This window comes from Thermoclostridium caenicola (assembly GCF_900142095.1).
Lineage (GTDB): Bacteria > Bacillota > Clostridia > DSM-8532 > DSM-8532 > Thermoclostridium_A > Thermoclostridium_A caenicola.
Map to the genome: position 1 here is coordinate 1 of NZ_FQZP01000054.1, position 17,662 is coordinate 17,662.

Annotated in this window: 16 protein-coding genes; 6 read left to right on the forward strand and 10 right to left on the reverse strand. The window is 49.5% G+C overall.

The annotated features are described in order from the left end of the window. Nucleotides 1-531 precede the first annotated feature (531 nt). The 10 genes from gyrA to rpmH form a co-directional block, all read right to left on the reverse strand. Nucleotides 532-3,078: a DNA gyrase subunit A gene (gene gyrA, locus F3H12_RS11330; RefSeq protein ID WP_149679430.1), complete on the reverse strand. Its 2,547-nt coding sequence runs from the start codon at nt 3,076-3,078 to the stop codon at nt 532-534. A gap of 237 nt (nt 3,079-3,315) precedes the next feature. Beyond that, entirely contained in the window at nt 3,316-4,200 is an 885-nt protein-coding gene (gene noc / locus F3H12_RS11335) for a nucleoid occlusion protein (protein ID WP_149679431.1), read from the reverse strand. 144 nt (nt 4,201-4,344) lie between these two features. Then, a complete protein-coding gene (gene rsmG, locus F3H12_RS11340; RefSeq protein ID WP_149679432.1) occupies nt 4,345-5,052 on the reverse strand; it encodes a 16S rRNA (guanine(527)-N(7))-methyltransferase RsmG in 708 nt (235 codons plus the stop codon). A 38-nt stretch (nt 5,053-5,090) separates the two neighbouring features. Next, nucleotides 5,091-7,004: a tRNA uridine-5-carboxymethylaminomethyl(34) synthesis enzyme MnmG gene (mnmG, locus tag F3H12_RS11345; RefSeq protein WP_479694079.1), complete on the reverse strand. Its 1,914-nt coding sequence runs from the start codon at nt 7,002-7,004 to the stop codon at nt 5,091-5,093. 28 nt (nt 7,005-7,032) lie between these two features. Further along, nucleotides 7,033-8,415, reverse strand: a complete 1,383-nt coding sequence (gene mnmE / locus F3H12_RS11350; protein ID WP_207706840.1) for a tRNA uridine-5-carboxymethylaminomethyl(34) synthesis GTPase MnmE — start codon at nt 8,413-8,415, stop codon at nt 7,033-7,035. Nucleotides 8,416-8,533: 118 nt separating this feature from the next. After that, nucleotides 8,534-9,169, reverse strand: coding sequence for an RNA-binding cell elongation regulator Jag/EloR (jag, locus tag F3H12_RS11355; protein WP_149679433.1), 636 nt, complete (start codon nt 9,167-9,169; stop codon nt 8,534-8,536). Further along, entirely contained in the window at nt 9,132-10,157 is a 1,026-nt protein-coding gene (locus tag F3H12_RS11360) for a YidC/Oxa1 family membrane protein insertase (RefSeq protein WP_149679434.1), read from the reverse strand. Before F3H12_RS11360 ends, jag begins: the two co-directional genes overlap by 38 nt. A gap of 29 nt (nt 10,158-10,186) precedes the next feature. Continuing rightward, nucleotides 10,187-10,399, reverse strand: a complete 213-nt coding sequence (gene yidD / locus F3H12_RS11365) for a membrane protein insertion efficiency factor YidD (protein WP_149679435.1) — start codon at nt 10,397-10,399, stop codon at nt 10,187-10,189. Next, entirely contained in the window at nt 10,362-10,754 is a 393-nt protein-coding gene (gene rnpA, locus F3H12_RS11370) for a ribonuclease P protein component (RefSeq protein ID WP_149679436.1), read from the reverse strand. Before rnpA ends, yidD begins: the two co-directional genes overlap by 38 nt. Nucleotides 10,755-10,891: 137 nt before the next feature. Continuing rightward, nucleotides 10,892-11,026: a 50S ribosomal protein L34 gene (rpmH, locus tag F3H12_RS11375; protein ID WP_149679437.1), complete on the reverse strand. Its 135-nt coding sequence runs from the start codon at nt 11,024-11,026 to the stop codon at nt 10,892-10,894. Nucleotides 11,027-11,269: 243 nt separating this feature from the next. Between rpmH and dnaA the strand changes: the two genes are divergently transcribed. From dnaA to gyrB, 6 genes are all read left to right on the forward strand, one after another. After that, nucleotides 11,270-12,601 (forward strand): chromosomal replication initiator protein DnaA, encoded by a 1,332-nt coding sequence (dnaA, locus tag F3H12_RS11380; RefSeq protein WP_149679438.1) that lies wholly within the window; start codon nt 11,270-11,272, stop codon nt 12,599-12,601. Between the two features lie 227 nt (nt 12,602-12,828). Beyond that, the gene (gene dnaN / locus F3H12_RS11385) at nt 12,829-13,926 is read left to right on the forward strand and encodes a DNA polymerase III subunit beta (protein WP_149679439.1); all 1,098 of its coding nucleotides are present in this window, start codon (nt 12,829-12,831) and stop codon (nt 13,924-13,926) included. An 8-nt stretch (nt 13,927-13,934) separates the two neighbouring features. Continuing rightward, complete coding sequence (yaaA, locus tag F3H12_RS11390) at nt 13,935-14,159, forward strand: S4 domain-containing protein YaaA (protein ID WP_149679440.1); 225 nt, start codon at nt 13,935-13,937, stop codon at nt 14,157-14,159. Further along, nucleotides 14,156-15,271, forward strand: a complete 1,116-nt coding sequence (recF, locus tag F3H12_RS11395) for a DNA replication/repair protein RecF (RefSeq protein ID WP_188118508.1) — start codon at nt 14,156-14,158, stop codon at nt 15,269-15,271. Before yaaA ends, recF begins: the two co-directional genes overlap by 4 nt. A 41-nt stretch (nt 15,272-15,312) precedes the next feature. Next, entirely contained in the window at nt 15,313-15,594 is a 282-nt protein-coding gene (gene remB / locus F3H12_RS11400; protein ID WP_149679442.1) for an extracellular matrix regulator RemB, read from the forward strand. Between the two features lie 18 nt (nt 15,595-15,612). Continuing rightward, the gene (gene gyrB / locus F3H12_RS11405; RefSeq protein WP_149679443.1) at nt 15,613-17,553 is read left to right on the forward strand and encodes a DNA topoisomerase (ATP-hydrolyzing) subunit B; all 1,941 of its coding nucleotides are present in this window, start codon (nt 15,613-15,615) and stop codon (nt 17,551-17,553) included. Nucleotides 17,554-17,662 lie beyond the last annotated feature (109 nt).

Sequence of the window (17,662 nt, forward strand, 5' to 3'; positions counted from 1 at the left end):
CTTCCGCATCCATGTACTCGCTTAACGGGTTCCTGCATCATTTGCATGATGCTTTCTCATACACTGTTCAATTTTCAATGTCCATGCCGCTCTTTCGGCTCCCTGTCTCCGTTTCGGGCGCTTGCCCCCAGCGGCGACAGCTTTATTATCTTACCACCGTCTCATTTTCTTGTCAAGAGCTTTTTTCACCTTTATTTCGATGCCGTTCACTCTTTTCCGGATGAGCCGTGGCGGAATGTTATTTTATCACGGCCGCTGCCACCTGTCAAGCGTTAATTCTGTTGGACTGTTTATCCATGCGCTTTCCGGTCGGTCAGCAACAGCTTTACTATCTTACTGCATGGCGTCCATAAAGTCAAGCAGCAATCGACAATATTCTTGCTGGTATTTTATAGTGGACGGTTGCGGTGATGCCATGCATCCGGAGAAAGTCCGGCATATGTATTAAGAACGGACATCCCGCTTTACAAAAAGCAGAATGTCCGTTTGTGAACACATACGTATTAAGATACTAACCTGCAGCTGATACGCTTACGGCTCCTGTTCCGGCTCGGAATCGCCGTCTCCGTTTTCAGAGGCGTTTTCATCCTCGGGTTGTTCATCATGCTCACGCTTCACATCCGCCGTAAGCCTTGCCAGGGATACCACCCGGTTATCCTCCGAGGTCCTCATGAGCGTGACGCCCTGGGTTACCCTGCTGAGTATGCTGATTTCCTCCACATGTATGCGGATGATGGTTCCGTCGGTGCTTATCAGCAGGAGATCATCGTCCTCGTTGGCGGCGACCGCACCGATCAGGGGACCGGTTTTCTCCGTCACCCGGTAGGTCAGGATACCCTTTCCGCCCCTTGCCTGAACCTTGTACTCCTCCAGTTCGGTTCTCTTGCCAAAGCCATTCTGGGTCACAACCAGGAGGGTGGTATTGGGAACGCATCTCAGCATGGCGATGACTTCATCGTCTTCATCCAGGCGGATCCCTATGACCCCCATGGATGTGCGGCCCATGGGCCTTACATCCTTCTCGTGGAAGCGGATGCACATGCCGTTTCGCGTAATCAGCATGATTTCCTCGTTGCCATCCGTGAGGCGGGTTTCGATGAGTTCGTCCCCTTCCCTGAGCGTAATGGCCTGGATACCGGACTTGCGTACATTGCTGTACTCGCCCAGGGGCGTTTTCTTGATCATGCCCTTTCTTGTGGCCATGACGAGGAAAGCATCCTTCTCATTACCGTTCAGGCGGATAAAGGCATTGATCTTCTCGTCGGGTTCCAGCTCAAGAAGGTTGACGATGGCTGTGCCACGCGCCTGCCGTCCCGCCTCGGGAATCTGCCAGGCCCTGAGTTTATAGGCACGGCCCTTGTTGGTGAAGAACATCAGGTATTGGTGTGTTGTGGTGGTGAACATGTCCACAACAAAGTCGTCTTCCCTGGTAGTAATGCCGCTTATGCCCTTACCGCCTCTCTTCTGGCTCCTGTAAGCATCGGAGGAAGTGCGTTTGATATAGCCGAAACGGGTCAGCGTCACCACAACGGGCTCGTCCTTGATGAGATCCTCCATATCGATCTCGGACTCTTCCGCCGTGATGGACGTGCGCCGTTCATCCCCGTATTTCTGTTTGATCTCGGTCAGCTCATCCTTAATGATGGCAGCCACCAGTTCGGGTTTTGCAAGAACATCCCTGTAGTAGGCGATTTTCTGCAAAAGATCCTGGTACTCGGCCTCCAGCTTTTCCAACTCCAGCGCCGTCAGCCTTCCCAGGCGCATGTCGACGATGGCCTGGGCCTGTTTTTCACTGAGGCTGAACCGATTCATGAGGTTCTCCTTGGCTGCAGCCTCCGTTTTTGAGCCCTTTATGATGCTAATGACTTCATCCAGGTTGTCAATGGCAATCTTCAGACCTTCCAGGATATGCGCCCTGGCCTCCGCCTTCTCCAGATCATACCGGGTCCTTCTGCGGATCACGTCTTCCTGATGCCGGATATAGTGGACGATGGCTTCCTTGAGGTTGAGAACCTTGGGTTCAAACTTGCCCTCGGGTGTCTGGATCAATGCCAGCATGTTGACATTGAAGGTATCCTGCATCTGGGTGAAAGAATAAAGCCGGTTCAGAACGACCTGGGCATTGGCGTCACGCTTGAGTTCGATCACGATGCGCATGCCGTTTCTGTCGGACTCGTCCCTGAGATCCGATATGCCCTCGATCTTCTTGTCCTTGACGAGCTGGGCGATCCTTTCAATGAGACGTGCCTTGTTGACCTGATAGGGAAGCTCGGTGACAATAATTCTTTGCCGGTTCCCGGCGTACTGTTCTATCTCGGTGACAGCCCGGACAATGATCCTGCCCTTTCCGGTCTGGTAGGCTTCCCTGATGCCGCTCTTGCCCAGGATGGAGCCGCCGGTTGGGAAATCAGGACCCTTGATGGTTTCATTGAGTTCGTCAATGGTGATATCCGGGTTGTCTATGGTTTTGATGATACCGTCGATGATTTCGGTGAGGTTGTGGGGCGGTATGTTGGTTGCCATTCCTACCGCAATACCCGATGAACCGTTGACCAGAAGATTGGGAAAACGCGAAGGAAGAACCACCGGTTCGATTTCGTGCTCGTCAAAGTTTGGCTTGAAATCAACCGTATCCTTGTTGATGTCCCGCAGCATCTCCATGGCGATTTTGGAGAGCCTGGCCTCGGTGTAACGCATGGCGGCAGGGGCATCGCCATCCACGGAACCAAAGTTGCCATGGCCGTCAATGAGGGGATACCGGAGCGAAAAGTCCTGGGCCATCCGCACCAGGCTGTCGTATACGGCTGCATCACCATGGGGATGGAACTTACCGAGGACTTCACCCACCGTCGTAGCACATTTTCGGTGGGGCTTGTCCGGTGAAAATCCCAGAAGATGCATGGCGTACAGGATTCTTCGGTGAACGGGTTTCAAGCCGTCCCGTACATCCGGGAGGGCCCGGTCAACGATAACGCTCATGGCGTAATCGATGAAGGATTGCTTCATCTCGGCCTCTATATCGACCGGAATAATTCTGTTGGCCAGCTTGTTTTCGTTATTTCCGCCGTTCTCGGACATTCGGAGTGCTTCCTTTCTGCGTCATTCGTTTTTCATTTGATTATATCCATCTCTTCGACCGCAATATATATATTTTAATAAAAGTTTACATTAATGTCCACTCTCATAAGGCTCTGGAACTGGAACGGAGCCGAAACTCATGGCCAGGAATCAGAAAAGGCCTGAAATAAAAAAAGATGCCTGCCATTTCCGGGACAGGCAAAAGGATGGAGATCGCATATGTGACCCAAAAGGACTCTACTGAGCCTTTTGCAGATCTTCCTGTTTTGGTTCGCTGCGTTTCGGAATGCGAACGATGAACTCAAGGTACTCGCCCCTGTCAATCTGGGCAGCACGGGCGTTGACTCCAGACTTCTTCATGGTGTCGATAGCCTGGCGGATGGTGTTGACAAATATCCTGATATCCTTGATGGATTTGGTGATGCGTCCTTTATAATCATCTGTCCTGGCCGGAGAGCAGTACTTCTCCAGGGCCTTCTGGACCAGCTCCTCGGTTTTGCGCACATTGAGTCCTTTCTCGCAGACCTTCTGCAGGACTTTCAGCTGCAGCTGCTCGTTGTCCAGCTTCAGAAGAGCCCGCGCATGCCTTTCCGTAAGATTGTTGTCGGCCAATATCTTTTTGACCATGGGCGACAGGCGCAGCAGCCGGATCTTGTTTGCAATGGTGGACTGGCTCTTTCCGATCTTCTGGGCCAGCTCCTCCTGGGTCAGCCCATGCTCGCGGATAAGATTTCTGTAGCCCTCAGCTTCCTCCATGTAACCGAGATTTTCCCGCTGAAGGTTCTCGATCAGTGCCAGGATCGCGGAATCATCCTCGCCCACATCCACAACGATGGCAGGGATCTCCTTAAGACCCGCCATCATGCTCGCGCGGAGCCTTCTTTCACCGGCTACGAGTTCATAGTGGGTGGCGGATATTTTCCTGACGTTGATAGGTTGGATGACACCATACTGCTTGATGGACTGGCACAACTCATCCAATGACCCTTGTTCGAATTTCCTCCTGGGTTGGTATGGGTTGGGCCTTATCAATTCAATTGGTATCATGGTTATTTTCTTATTGTCCTGCTTCTGCTCTTCCTTCTCAGAAGATACCGGGAATTTGATCTTCGTAGCAATCATACGGCAACCTATCCTTTCATCATCTTTTGTAGATTAGAAATCTTATCTCTCACAGAAAAGATTATTCGCCGTCTGATCGCGCTCATCCTTTTTTTCTGGACAGGAAGATATCGCAGAAACCCTCATGAATAGCGGGTTTCGCCATTATCTGATCGGTGATTTTGTCGGCTTGCCGCTTTTTCTGGGATAACCTGATGGTGTATGTCGACATTTTCTTATCAGCACAATGGATCTTTCGTATTCACTGAAAGGAAGCACGAGTTTCCTGACATCCGCCACTTCGCCGCCCAGTACGGAGAGGGCCTTTCCCGATTCCTCCAGTTCCTGTTCCACGGAAGGACCTTTCATGGCAATGAAGAACCCGCCCGGCTTCACAAAGGGCAGGCAGTATTCGCAAAGCACGGGAAGATCCGCTACGGCCCTGGCAACCGCAAGATCAAATTTTTCCCGGAAGTCCGGTTTGACGCCGTAATCCTCGGCCCGCCCATGGACGGCCTCAATGCCTTTCAGGGACAGCTGGCCAATCACTTCCCTCAGAAATTTCACCCGCTTTTCCAGGGAATCCAGAAGCGTGACAGTCAGACTTTCCTCAACGATCTTGAGGGGTATGCCGGGAAGTCCCGCACCGGTCCCCACATCGATGAGGGTCTTACCGTTAAGCTCTGCCAGACCGCAGATGGACAGCGAATCCAGGTAATGCTTGATGATGATTTCCTTTTCTTCGGTGATGGCCGTAAGATTGATCCTATCATTCCATTCCAGCATCAGGCGGGTATATGCGCCAAACTGATCCTGCTTCTCCTTGCCCAGATCAAGGCCTAATGCTTTTGCGCCTTCCGATAACAACTCCATAGCACTTATCCTTTCAGTCCGTTCTTGGGAGACCTCGCTTATTGCGGGTGTTCGCCCTTATTCTTTTCCTTTTCCCGTTTCAACGATTCCAGGTAAACCAATAGCACCGAAATATCCGAGGGCGAAACACCTGAGATGCGGGAAGCCTGGCCCAGGGATTCGGGCCTGAGCTTTCCGAGCTTTTGCCTGGCTTCGGTGGAAAGGCCCTTGATGCTGTCGTAGTCGATATTCTCCGGAAGCCTTCTTTCCTCCATTCGCTTGAACAGCTCGATCTGCTGCATCTGCTTGTTGAGATAGCCTTCGTACTTGATGCTGATGGTGACCTGCTCCATGACCTCCCGGGAAAGCTCTGCACCGTATCCCAGCGCTTTCAGATGCTCATATTCGATCTCCGGGCGCTTCAGAAGATCATAGAGCCTGATCCCGGTTTTAAGCCCCGCGCTGCCGTGTTCCGCCAGGAACCGGTTGACGGCTTCACCGGGGTTGATCACGGTCTCCTTCAGCCTTTTCATCTCAGCCTCAATGGCTTCTTTTTTCCTCAGGAAACGTTCATAGCGATCGTCGCTCACAAGGCCGATCTCTCTTCCGATGGGCGTCAGCCGCATATCCGCGTTGTCCTGCCTGAGCCACAGCCTGTACTCCGCACGGGAGGTCATCATCCTGTAGGGTTCAGCGGTTCCCTTGGTAACCAGATCATCGATGAGCACACCGATATAGGCCTGGGATCTGTCCAGGATCAGGGGTTCCTTGCCCTTAAGCTTTAAGGCCGCGTTGATGCCGGCGATAATCCCCTGGGCGGCAGCCTCCTCGTAACCGGAACTGCCGTTGATCTGGCCCGCTGAAAACAGGCCGTCTATCTCCTTGAACTCCAAGGAAAGCTTCAACTGGGTCGGGTTGATGCAATCGTACTCGATGGCATAGGCCGGTCTCATGATGGATACGTTCTCCAGGCCCGGAAGCGTCCTCAGCATTTTGATCTGGACATCCTCGGGCATGCTGGTGGACATGCCCTGCACATACATTTCCTCCGTATTGAGACCCATGGGCTCGATGAAGACCTGGTGGGATTCCCTGTCGGCAAACCGCACGATCTTGTCCTCGATGGACGGGCAGTACCTGGGCCCCACGCCCTTGATCTCACCCCCATAGAGCGGAGATCGGTGCAGGTTCTCCCGTATGATGCGATGGGTCTCCTGATTGGTATGGACAAGGTAACAGGACACCTGATCGCGCTTTATTTCATCATGCATGAAGGAAAACGGTGTAATGACCGGATCTCCAGGCTGCTCCTCCATTTTGGAAAAATCAATGCTTCGCCTGTTGACACGGGCGGGTGTCCCCGTTTTGAAACGCATCAGCTCAATGCCCAGGGCCTTGAGGCTGTCCGAAAGCCTGTTGGCCGGGAACAGCCCGTCGGGGCCGCTGTTGTAGCTGGTGTTTCCGATGATGATCCTGCCCTTGAGGTAAGTGCCGGTGGTCAGAATGACCGCTTTCGCAAGGTATACGGTTCCCGTAAGAACCCTGATCCCCCTGACCTTTTTGCCCTCTGTAAGGATCTCGGTCACCTCGGCCTGTTTCACGTCCAGGTTCTCCTGGGTTTCCAGCACATGCTTCATATGCTGCTGATAGGCCCGCCGGTCGATTTGGGCCCGCAGCGAATAAATGGCCGGACCCTTGGCCCGGTTCAGTATCCTGGACTGGATAAAGGTTGCATCAGCCGAAAGCCCCATCTGGCCGCCCAAAGCATCAATCTCGCGGACCAGCTGGCCCTTGGCCGTCCCCCCAATATTGGGGTTGCAGGGCATATTGGCGATACTGTCCAGGTTGAGACTGAAAACAGCGGTTTTCATGCCAAGGCGCGCACTGGCCAGTGCCGCCTCACAGCCGGCATGACCTGCGCCCACCACGATCACATCGTATTCTCCTCCAATGAATGCTTCCATGTCTGTCATATTTTTGGTCTTCCCCACCGTTCCTGACCTATTTGCCTATGCAAAACCGACTGAATATGGCATTGATGATTTCCTCGTCGGCAGTCTGTCCCGTAATTCTTCCCAGGTGCTCAAGGGCTGTTTTGAGTTCCAACGCCACAATATCCAGGGTCATGCCCGATCGGATGGCCTCCAGTGCGGACTCAAGGGCACCACAGGCCAGGCGGAGCTGCTGCTCATGCCTTGCGTTGGTCACAAGCACCTGGTTGTCCAAATCCATTTTATTTCCCAAAGCAAAATCTATCAACCGTTTCTCCAGAACATCCAGACCGGTTTCGGCTTTAATGGAGACCAAGACAGCATCGGGATTCTGCTTCATGATTTCCTGCACGGTGCTTTCATCCTTTACCAGGTCCATCTTGTTGAACACCGTTATAAAATGTTCCTGATGCGCCTTAACCAGCTCAGACAGCCGCTTGTCCTCCTCCCCCTGCCAGTCCGTGGCATCCAGGAGCAGCAGGACCAGGTCGGCCTTTTTCAGGGCCTCCAGGCTTCGGGCCACACCGATGCTTTCCACCGGATCCTCGGTTTCCCTGACGCCCGCCGTATCGGTCAGTTTGATAGGAATTCCGCCGATATTGACAGTCTCTTCGATCACATCCCGGGTGGTGCCGGGAATATCGGTCACAATGGCCCGGTTCTTCCTGGTCAGGTAATTCAGCAGCGATGACTTGCCCGTATTGGGCCGGCCGATGATGACCACATCCATGCCTTCCCGGAGTATCTTCCCATAATGGAAGCTTTCTATCAGCCTGTCCAGATGCGACATGGCCTTTTTCGCCTCGTCTTCCACCTGTTTCATGGAAAGCTCTTCATGGTCATACTCCGGATAGTCCAGGTCCACCTCGATATGCGCCAGGGTATTGGTCAGCCCGTCGATGATGGCATTCAGCTCGGAGGAAAGCTTTCCCTCCAGCTGGCTTAAAGCAGCCCTGGAACTTTTGCTGGTCCTGGCCTGTATCACATCCATGACGGCTTCTGCCTGGGACAAATCAATCCGGCCGTTCAGAAAGGCCCGCTTTGTGAACTCGCCAGGTTCGGCAGGCCTTGCCCCTTTCTCGATAAGGAGGTTCAGAATGCTCCCGGTCACATAGTAGCCCCCGTGGCAACTTATTTCAACGACATCCTCCCTGGTGTAGGTCCTGGGGGCGGCCATCTTGGTTAGCAGAACCTCGTCCACGATTTCGCCGTCATCAGTCACTATTCTTCCGTATTGCAGAGTATGGGATTTCTGGGACACAACTTTTTCCCTTCCCCTGAAAACCATGTCGGCTATTTCAAACGCCTTTCCGCCGCTCATCCGGATAACGGCAAGACCAGCATTTCCAACAGCCGTGGAAATGCCCGCTATGGTATCTTCCATAACCGTCATGCACCTCGACTTCAGATTGCCTTTCTATTATTGTCCGGGCCCACCGGAAAGAACCATTCATACCATTCCAAAAAGCGGACAGTGGGATTTCCCTCTGTCCGCTTGCATTGACCTGATCCTATTTTCCGCTTCCCGGTGCGTACCGGATGACCACCTTCCGGTTTGGCTCCTCACCCACACTATGCGTATCAACGTTCGGAAATCCCTGGAGAGAAGAGTGAATGATCCTTCTTTCATAGGGGTTCATGGCCTCCAGGGTAATGTTTCTCCTGGTCCTTGAAACCTTCTCCGCCACCCTTCTTGCAAGGCGTTGCAATGTTTCGGCCCGTTTCTTGCGGTAATCGGCCACATCCAGTATCACGCGCGTATAGTCCTGGGTATAGCGGTTAATCACAAGGCTGAGAAGGTACTGGAGGGCATCGAGGGTCTCACCCCTCCGGCCGATGACAATCCCGATGTCATCGCCGGTAAGCCGAATGTTCATCTGGCCGTCTTCCATGGTGATCTCCATGTCGGCTTCAATGGCCATCTTCTCAAAAATCGGTTCGAGAAACTCCTGTACAATCAGTTCTATGTTCAGCTTCTCGGTGACTTTGACAACGGCATTCTTGCTGCCGATAAGCCCCAACAAGCCTTTGTTTCCTTCACTGATGATCTCTATTTCAGCCTGATCTTTATCTATCCCCAGCTCTTCAAGTGCCTGTCGAATTGCTTCGTCAACTGTTTTTGCTTCCTTGGTTATCGACCTTAGCAACCTTGTTCGCCTCCTTCTCCTTTTCAAACTTAATATTCAGAACCTTATGCTGAACATACGAAAGAACACTGTTGATGGCCCAGTAGAAGGCAAGTCCGCTGGGAGCAATGGTTCCTATCCAAAGCGTCATAAACGGCCCCATAAAAAGCATGCTCTTTTGAGCGCATCCCTGGTTGGCGTCCTTACCCTTGGCTTTCTTGTCCTTTTTCCGCATCGCATCGGGCGTCATCAGGAGCGATGAGAAATAGGTCGATACCACCGCAATCGCCAGCATAATCCAAGCGGGAATCTGGTTCCCGGGATCAGCTTTAATCGCTTCCATACTGATTCTGGGCTGTATGCCAAGATTGAAGAAATTGAACATTCTCAGATCAAAGTTTTTCAGCAACGTTTTCTGATCCGCGTTCAATGTCGGATTTGCATCGATGATCTCGGGATGCTTCTTATAGCTTTCTATGAGTCTGATCTCAAAATAGGGATCGCTGTTGTTGTAAGCCAGGTAGACATCTATCGGATTATCCTTGATGGCGTCATAATTCTTATTCTTCAGGACATCCTTGGACAGCTCGCCTTTTTCAACAGAAGCAACGACCATCTCGCCAACAGCCTTTGCCGGAAGTTCCAGCATATAGGTCATGGGCATGCGGATCACATAGAAAAGCGCGATGATGATGGGAAACTGGATCAGGAGAGGCAAACAACCCGAAGTGGGATTATATCCCTTCTCCTGGTAGAACTTCATGGTCATCTCGTTAAGCTTTTCCCTGTCGTGCTTGTAGCGTTCCTGGATCTTCATGAGCTCGGGCTGGAATTCCTGCATCTTCTGCGTGTTCCTTATCTGCTTGACGGACAGGGGAAGCAGGATCAGCTTGTATACAACAGTGAAAAGCACCAGGGATAAAGCATAATTATGAAAGCCAACGGTATTGTAAATGAATTGCATGAGCTTTCCAAAAATCATGCCGAGCGCGCTCAGTATAGCCTGCATACTTCTTTTCTCACCCTCCGGTTTCACGTTTATTTTACCGGGTCATAACCTCCCGGATGAAAGGGATGGCACTTCAATATCCGCTTAACAGACAAAAATGAACCCTTGATGGCACCGTACCTGGAAATCGCCTCCAGCGCATACTGGGAACAGGTTGGATAGAATCTGCAGGAAGGCTGTCTCTTAAGAGGGGATATATACTTTCTATACGCCTTGATCAGGACGATTAACAGTGCCTTCATGGTCTTTTTCCCTATTTTCCCTAACTAATATATCCAGCTTCTTCAGAAGATATCTAAGCTCCTTGCCTATGCTATGAAAATCCGCAGAGGGATCGGCTTTCCTAACAACAATTACCAAATCCATTCCGGGAGCAAGCTGACCATAGATATGCCTGATGTTTTCCCTGACCAGCCGCCTCATCCTGTTGCGTACGACGCTCTTTCCCACTTTCTTGCTGGTGGTTATGCCAATACGGACAGTGTCGGCCCTTCTTTTAATGTAATATAATACCAGGGAATCCGACGAGGCATATTTTCCCTTGCTGTAAACCCTGCGAAAATCATTGTTCCTTTTTATAACAGGCAGTTTTCCCATAATTCCAACAAAGTCTGCTCCGGCTGTTGATCATAGCCGGCCCGGCACAAATTCCGCACCGTATCATTTAAAATTGATACGCCGCCGGCGGACAACAGAACAGTACGGTATAAAAGAAAAGACCACTGACATGGTCTTTATGCAGTTAGTCTCTTTCTGCCTTTCTGTCTTCTTCTCTTCAGAACTTTTCTGCCATTGGCGGTTTTCATTCTTTTCCTGAAACCGTGCTCCTTTTTACGCTGTCTCTTCTTCGGCTGATAAGTACGAAGCATGGGGTTGCACCTCCAATCATACCCAATTTTATTTCAAAACGGTTGTCTACAGTTACAGACGCTAAAAAGTATTATATAACGCTCCCGTCAAATAAGTCAAGAAAAACGAGCAGAAACAGCCTTTTGTCTTAATTTGGCCAACGGTTTTACAGCATATTCTCTTTCGGATGATTTAGTTGAAACGCCTATTGAAGTTTGATATATTAAAAGATACGTTAGGAAATTAAATTGGGGGAATAGGGAATGGCATCTGACGTTAAGGAAATATGGAAAGAGGCGCTGGAACTGCTTCAGCAGGAAATGACAAGTGTAAGTTTCAGCACCTGGATAGAGCCGATCAATCCTGTATCCCTAGAAAACAACGTTCTTTCTCTGGAGGTTCCCTCAGAGTTCAATCTTGGTATCATCAATTCCCGCTATAAGGATCTGATACAGAATGCCATGCGCGTATTGACAAAAAAGGACCTGACAGTAAACCTTTTTGTCAAGTCTGCGGAAGCACCGCGGAAGGAAGACAGCACCAGCCAGGATACTTCCAGTTCTTTTGTTTCGGTTCTTAACCCAAAATATACCTTTAATACCTTTGTCAGGGGAAGTGGGAATCAGCTGGCACATGCAGCAGCACTTGCTGTTGCCGAGTCTCCGGCCACAGCCTATAATCCATTATTTATATATGGCGGCGTGGGTCTGGGCAAAACGCATCTCATGCATGCCATCGGTCACTACATTATTGAGCAGTATCCTACGAAGAAGGTGCTTTACACTTCTTCTGAGAAATTCACCAATGAGTTGATCAATGCCATCAAGGACGACCGGAATGAGGAGTTCCGTAACAAGTATCGAAATATCGACGTGTTGCTGATCGACGATATCCAGTTCATCGGCGGCAAGGAAAGAACGCAGGAAGAGTTCTTCCATACATTCAACGCGTTATATGAAGCCAGCAAGCAGATCGTACTTTCAAGCGACAAGCCGCCGAAGGAAATCCTTACCCTGGAGGAAAGGCTGCGCTCCCGTTTTGAGTGGGGCCTTATTGCCGATATCCAGGCACCGGATATGGAAACGCGTATTGCGATCCTGAGAAAGAAATCCCAGCAGGAGCGTTATGATATTCCGGACGAGGTGCTTTCCTACATTGCTGAAAACATCGAGTCCAACATCCGTGAACTGGAGGGTGCCCTGAACCGGGTGATCGCCTATGCTTCGCTTACCGGAAGCCCCATCACGCTCGATCTGGCTCAGAACTGTCTCAAGCAGCTGCTGGCAGGAATAACCAAGACCAACATCAACTACAACACCATTATGAAGGTGGTCGCCAGGTATTACGATATATCTCCCGACATGCTGACCACCCACAAGCGCTCCCGGGATATCGCTCATCCCAGGCAGGTAGCCATGTATCTCTGCCGGGAACTGACTGACATGTCCCTGCCCAAGATCGGACAGGTCTTCGGCGGACGGGATCATACGACAGTGATGCATGCCTGCGAAAAGATCCAGGAGGCCATCGAGCACAACAGTGAACTGAGAAGGACTATCATGGAACTGAAGCGCAACATAACCGGAAAAATTTAATTATCAACAAAATCCTGTGGAACATCCCGTGGAAAAAAGGTGAAGAATTTTGTCGTGAGAAAAAGAAACCTGTTATAAAGAAAATAACCATGGTTTTTCAACAAGTTAATCAACAGCCAAAACCTAAGTAAATCCCGGCGTTTGAGGAGTTTTCAACAGAAATCACAACCCATACTACTATTACGACTGGTTTCTTAAACTAAAAGAACAAGAGGTGTAAAACTGGCATGAAAATCATCGTCCTGAAGCAAAACCTGATGGAAGCCATCAACGTGGTTCAGAAGGCCGTCATGACAAAAGCCACCCTTCCCATATTGGAAGGCATTTATATAGAAGCAGGCGAAAAGGTAAAGCTCATCGGGAACTGTTTTGATCTCGGTATAGAATATACCCTTGATGCAGATGTCCAGAGGCAGGGATCCGTCGTCATAGAAGCGAGGATGTTTGGCGAAATTATCAGGAAACTGCCGGATGCACCGGTTTATATAGAGGTCCTGGAAGGCTTCAAGGTCAGGATCGAATGTCTGAATTCATATTTTGAAATAAGGGGCATGGATGGTGACACCTATCCTATGCCGCCCGTATATGACAGTGAGTTTACCTTAAGCCTTCCCCAGGCGGTACTGAAGGAACTCATCCGCCAGACCATCTTTGCAGTGGGTAACGATGAGAACAGGAAGATCATGACGGGCGTCCTGATGGAAGCTGTACAGGGTGAACTGAAGATGGCGGCGCTGGATGGTTTCAGAATGGCCGTATGCAGCTCGGTTATCAAGGAAGACGTCAATTTTAAGGTGGTTATTCCGGGCAAGAACATGCAGGAAATTTTGCGCGTACTGGAAACCAGCGAGGATGCCGTTACCATTTCCATGGCCGGAAGCCTGGTATCCTTCGACCTTAAAAACTGCAGGATCGTATCAAAGGTTCTGGAAGGCGAATTCATGAACTACAGCAGCTACATCCCGGCGCAGTTTGAAACGGTCATCAACGTCAATACGCGTGAACTTGAAGAGAGCATGGAAAGGGCTTCGCTCATCACCAGCGAGGACAAAAGGTATCCTGTGCGCATCAACCTCTCCTATGACAAAATGGTGATCTCTTCCACCACCGAAAAAGGTTTGTCAAAAGAAGAGATTCAGATTGAAAATTCCGGGAATACTATGCAAATAGGATTCAACCCCAGGTATTTCCTCGATGCGCTGAAGGTGATCAACGACGAAAAGATCAAGATCTCCTTCACTTCACCTGTGGGTCCCTGCATCATCACGCCGATAGAACACGACAGGTTCCTGTTCCTGATCCTGCCGGTAAGGCTGAAAAGCTAGGAGTAGACATGAAGAGAATAACCATAACGACGGATTACATCAAACTGGATCAATTTTTGAAACTGACACAAATCATCGCAACAGGCGGTGAAGCAAAGCAATTCATACAGGACCATGACATTTTTGTAAACGGCGAACCGGAAAAAAGAAGGGGCAGAAAGCTGAGACATCTTGACCAGGTTCAAATAGGCCAGGATGTTTATGTCATTGAACAGGCCGGTGTGGAATCTTGAGGGTTGAAAGGCTTGAGCTGAAAAATTTCCGCAACTATGCATACCAATCCATTGAGTTTGGAGACAGTATCAATATTTTGTATGGAGAAAACGCCCAGGGAAAAACCAATGTCCTTGAGGCGCTTTACATAACAGCTACAGGCAAGTCGCAAAGGACAAGCAATTACCAGGAGATGGTGCGAACTGGCTGCGAAGGCTTTGAGATTTCACTCAGGGCTGTCAGCGGGGAGAGGATCAGTCAGGTAGACATCCGGTATTCCAGGGAAAAGGGAAAATACGCAGAAGTAAATGGCATAAGACGTGACAGGATTTCCGACATCCTCGGTACATTGAACATGATCTTCTTTTCTCCGGAAACATTGGATATCGTAAAAGGTTCACCTCAGCAGAGAAGAAAATTCCTCGATATATTGCTGTGTCAGGTAAGCAAAAACTATCTCTACAGCCTTCAGCAGTATAACCAGCTCGTCAAAAACAAATCGCTGGCCCTTAAGAAAGGGCGAAACGAACGAAAATATGATGAGATCATTCCCATCTGGAATGCCAATATGGCAAAACACGGCGGCAGAATAGCCTATATCAGGGATCGGACAATCAAGAGACTGAATCAATACATGAAGGAGGAAATCCGGAGGATATCCAGGCAAAGGGAAGAATCCGATCTCATATACAGGACCTTCACCGATTGCATAAATGATGCTGATGAAGCCTATTATGCAGAAAAGCTTGAAATCAGAATGAGGGAAGGCATGAATAAAGAGAAGGAACTGGGACAATGCCTGTATGGACCACATCGCGATGACGTGGAAATTTTGCTGAACGGAATGAATTCAAGGCATTACTGTTCCCAGGGACAGCAAAGGTCGCTTGCGCTGGCCCTCGTTTTATCGGAACTCAAATGGATTGAAGAAATAAGGGGAGACACCCCGGTCTTGCTGTTGGATGACGTGATGTCGGAGTTGGATCAAAGCAGACAGGAATACCTTATGAAGGGCCTTAGTGGCATTCAGACCATCATCACCACAACTGATGATCATATTATGGGCCACGGATTGTTTGAAAAAGCCGACAGGTACAGAGTGATTTCAGGTACGGTGACGAGGATGATTTGAACATTTATTTCTATAAGATTAAAATAGTATGGGTGATAGATTTGTATTTGCATTTGGGCGGGGATGAAATCGTCAATATTAAGGATATTGTCGCCATCATGGATATCGAAAAGACCACGTTGTCGCCTTTGACAAGAGAATTCTTAAAAATGGCGGAAGAGGAAGGTTTTATAAAAACCATTATTGACGGGGAAATCCCGAAATCATTTATTGTCGCCTATAAAAACGGCATGCAAGTGATCTATCTGTCTCCCTTGTCGGTTACGACGCTTTACAGAAGGTATAAAAAGCTGGAGATGCTGAGAAGGCAAGCGATAGGATGAAATGGAGGAAGCAAACGGATGACGGAGAACGGTAAAGTACAGAATTATTCCGAGGAACAGATACAGGTCCTAGAAGGGCTGGAGGCCGTAAGAAAAAGGCCGGGTATGTACATCGGAAGCACTTCCATCAGAGGCTTGCACCATCTTGTCTATGAAATCGTGGATAACAGCATCGATGAGGCCCTTGCCGGGTACTGCGATCTGATAGAAGTTACCATAAACGAGGATAACAGTATAACGGTCAGGGATAACGGCAGAGGTATTCCGACGGGTATTCATCCCAAAATGAATATACCAACCCTTGAGGTTGTTCATACAATCCTTCATGCCGGCGGAAAATTTGGTGGAGAAGGCTATAAGGTTTCAGGCGGCTTGCATGGCGTAGGCGCTTCGGTTGTCAATGCCCTTTCGGAGAGAATGGAAGTGGAAGTCCACCGGGAAGGGAAGATATGGCGCCAGGCCTATGAAAGAGGTGTGCCTGTCACCAGGGTGGAATGTATCGGCGAAACAGACAGAACGGGTACAATGACAACCTTCAAACCCGATCCCGAGATATTTGAGGAAGTCAGGTTTGATTTTGAGATCCTGCAAAAGCGATTCAGAGAGCTTGCTTTTCTGAACCGAAATATCAGGATCATACTGACCGACAAAAGGCTCGATGCAGAAAACAAGGAACCGAAAATAATGGAATTCCATTATGAGGGCGGTATTGTATCATTCGTTGAATACATCAACAGAAATAAGGAAGTCATACATCCTGATATCATCTACATCAGCGGTACAAAGGAAAACGCGGAAATAGAAATTGCGCTGCAGTATACAGATTCCTTCACAGAGAATATTTTCAGTTATGCCAATGATATTCCCACAACAGAGGGCGGAACCCATGTTACAGGGTTCAAGACAGCCATTACGAAGGTGATCAATGATTATGCCAGGAAGATTAACGCCATCAAGGAAAATGAAAAGAACCTGATGGGCGAGGATGTCAGGGAAGGGCTTACGGCTGTCATCAACCTGAAACTCACCAATCCTCAATTCGAAGGCCAGACCAAGACGAAACTGGGCAATGCAGAAATAAGATCCTTTACTGAAAATGTCGTCACCGAGAAGCTGACCTATTACCTGGAGGAAAATCCGAAAACCGCAAAAATAATCGTTGAAAAAACCCTGTTGTCTTTCAGGGCCAGGGAAGCAGCCAGGAAAGCCAGGGAACTGACAAAGAGAAAATCGGCACTGGAATCCACTTCCCTTCCTGGAAAGCTGGCTGACTGCACCGAAAGGGATCCTTCAAAGTGTGAGATCTTTATTGTTGAGGGAGACTCGGCGGGAGGCAGCGCAAAGCAGGGGCGCGACAGAAGGTTCCAGGCCATACTTCCATTGTGGGGAAAAATGCTCAACGTGGAAAAGGCCCGTGAGGACAAGGTTTATGGAAACGACAAGCTTTCACCGGTCATCACCGCATTGGGCGTCAACATCGGCGAGGATATCGATTTGTCCAAACTGCGCTATCATAAGGTCATCATAATGGCCGATGCGGACGTGGACGGACAGCACATTCGGACACTGCTGCTCACATTCTTCTACAGGTACATGCGTCCGCTTATTGAAAACGGGCATATCTATATCGCTCAGCCCCCGTTGTACAGGGTGAGAAAGGGCAAGGAAGAGTATTACGTCTATAACGACAGGGAACTGCAGAAGCTCCTTGCCGAAAAGAACTGGAAAAAAGAAGACGGTAATGTGACCATCCAGCGATTCAAGGGTCTGGGAGAGATGAATCCAGAGCAGCTTTGGGAAACCACCATGAATCCCGAAACGCGGACAATCATTCAGATACGGATGGAGGATCCGGTAGAATCCGATGAGATATTTACCATCCTCATGGGTGAAAAGGTGGAGCCGAGAAAGGAATTCATCCATAAATACGCAAAGATGGTCAATAACCTGGATATATAGGAGAAAAGAAAAAAGGCTCTACGTCAAATGTTGGGGTTGAACCAAGTAAAATGAAGTAGCATATGTATTGTTGGCAGATGATCATCATAGATCATCTGCTTTTTTACAC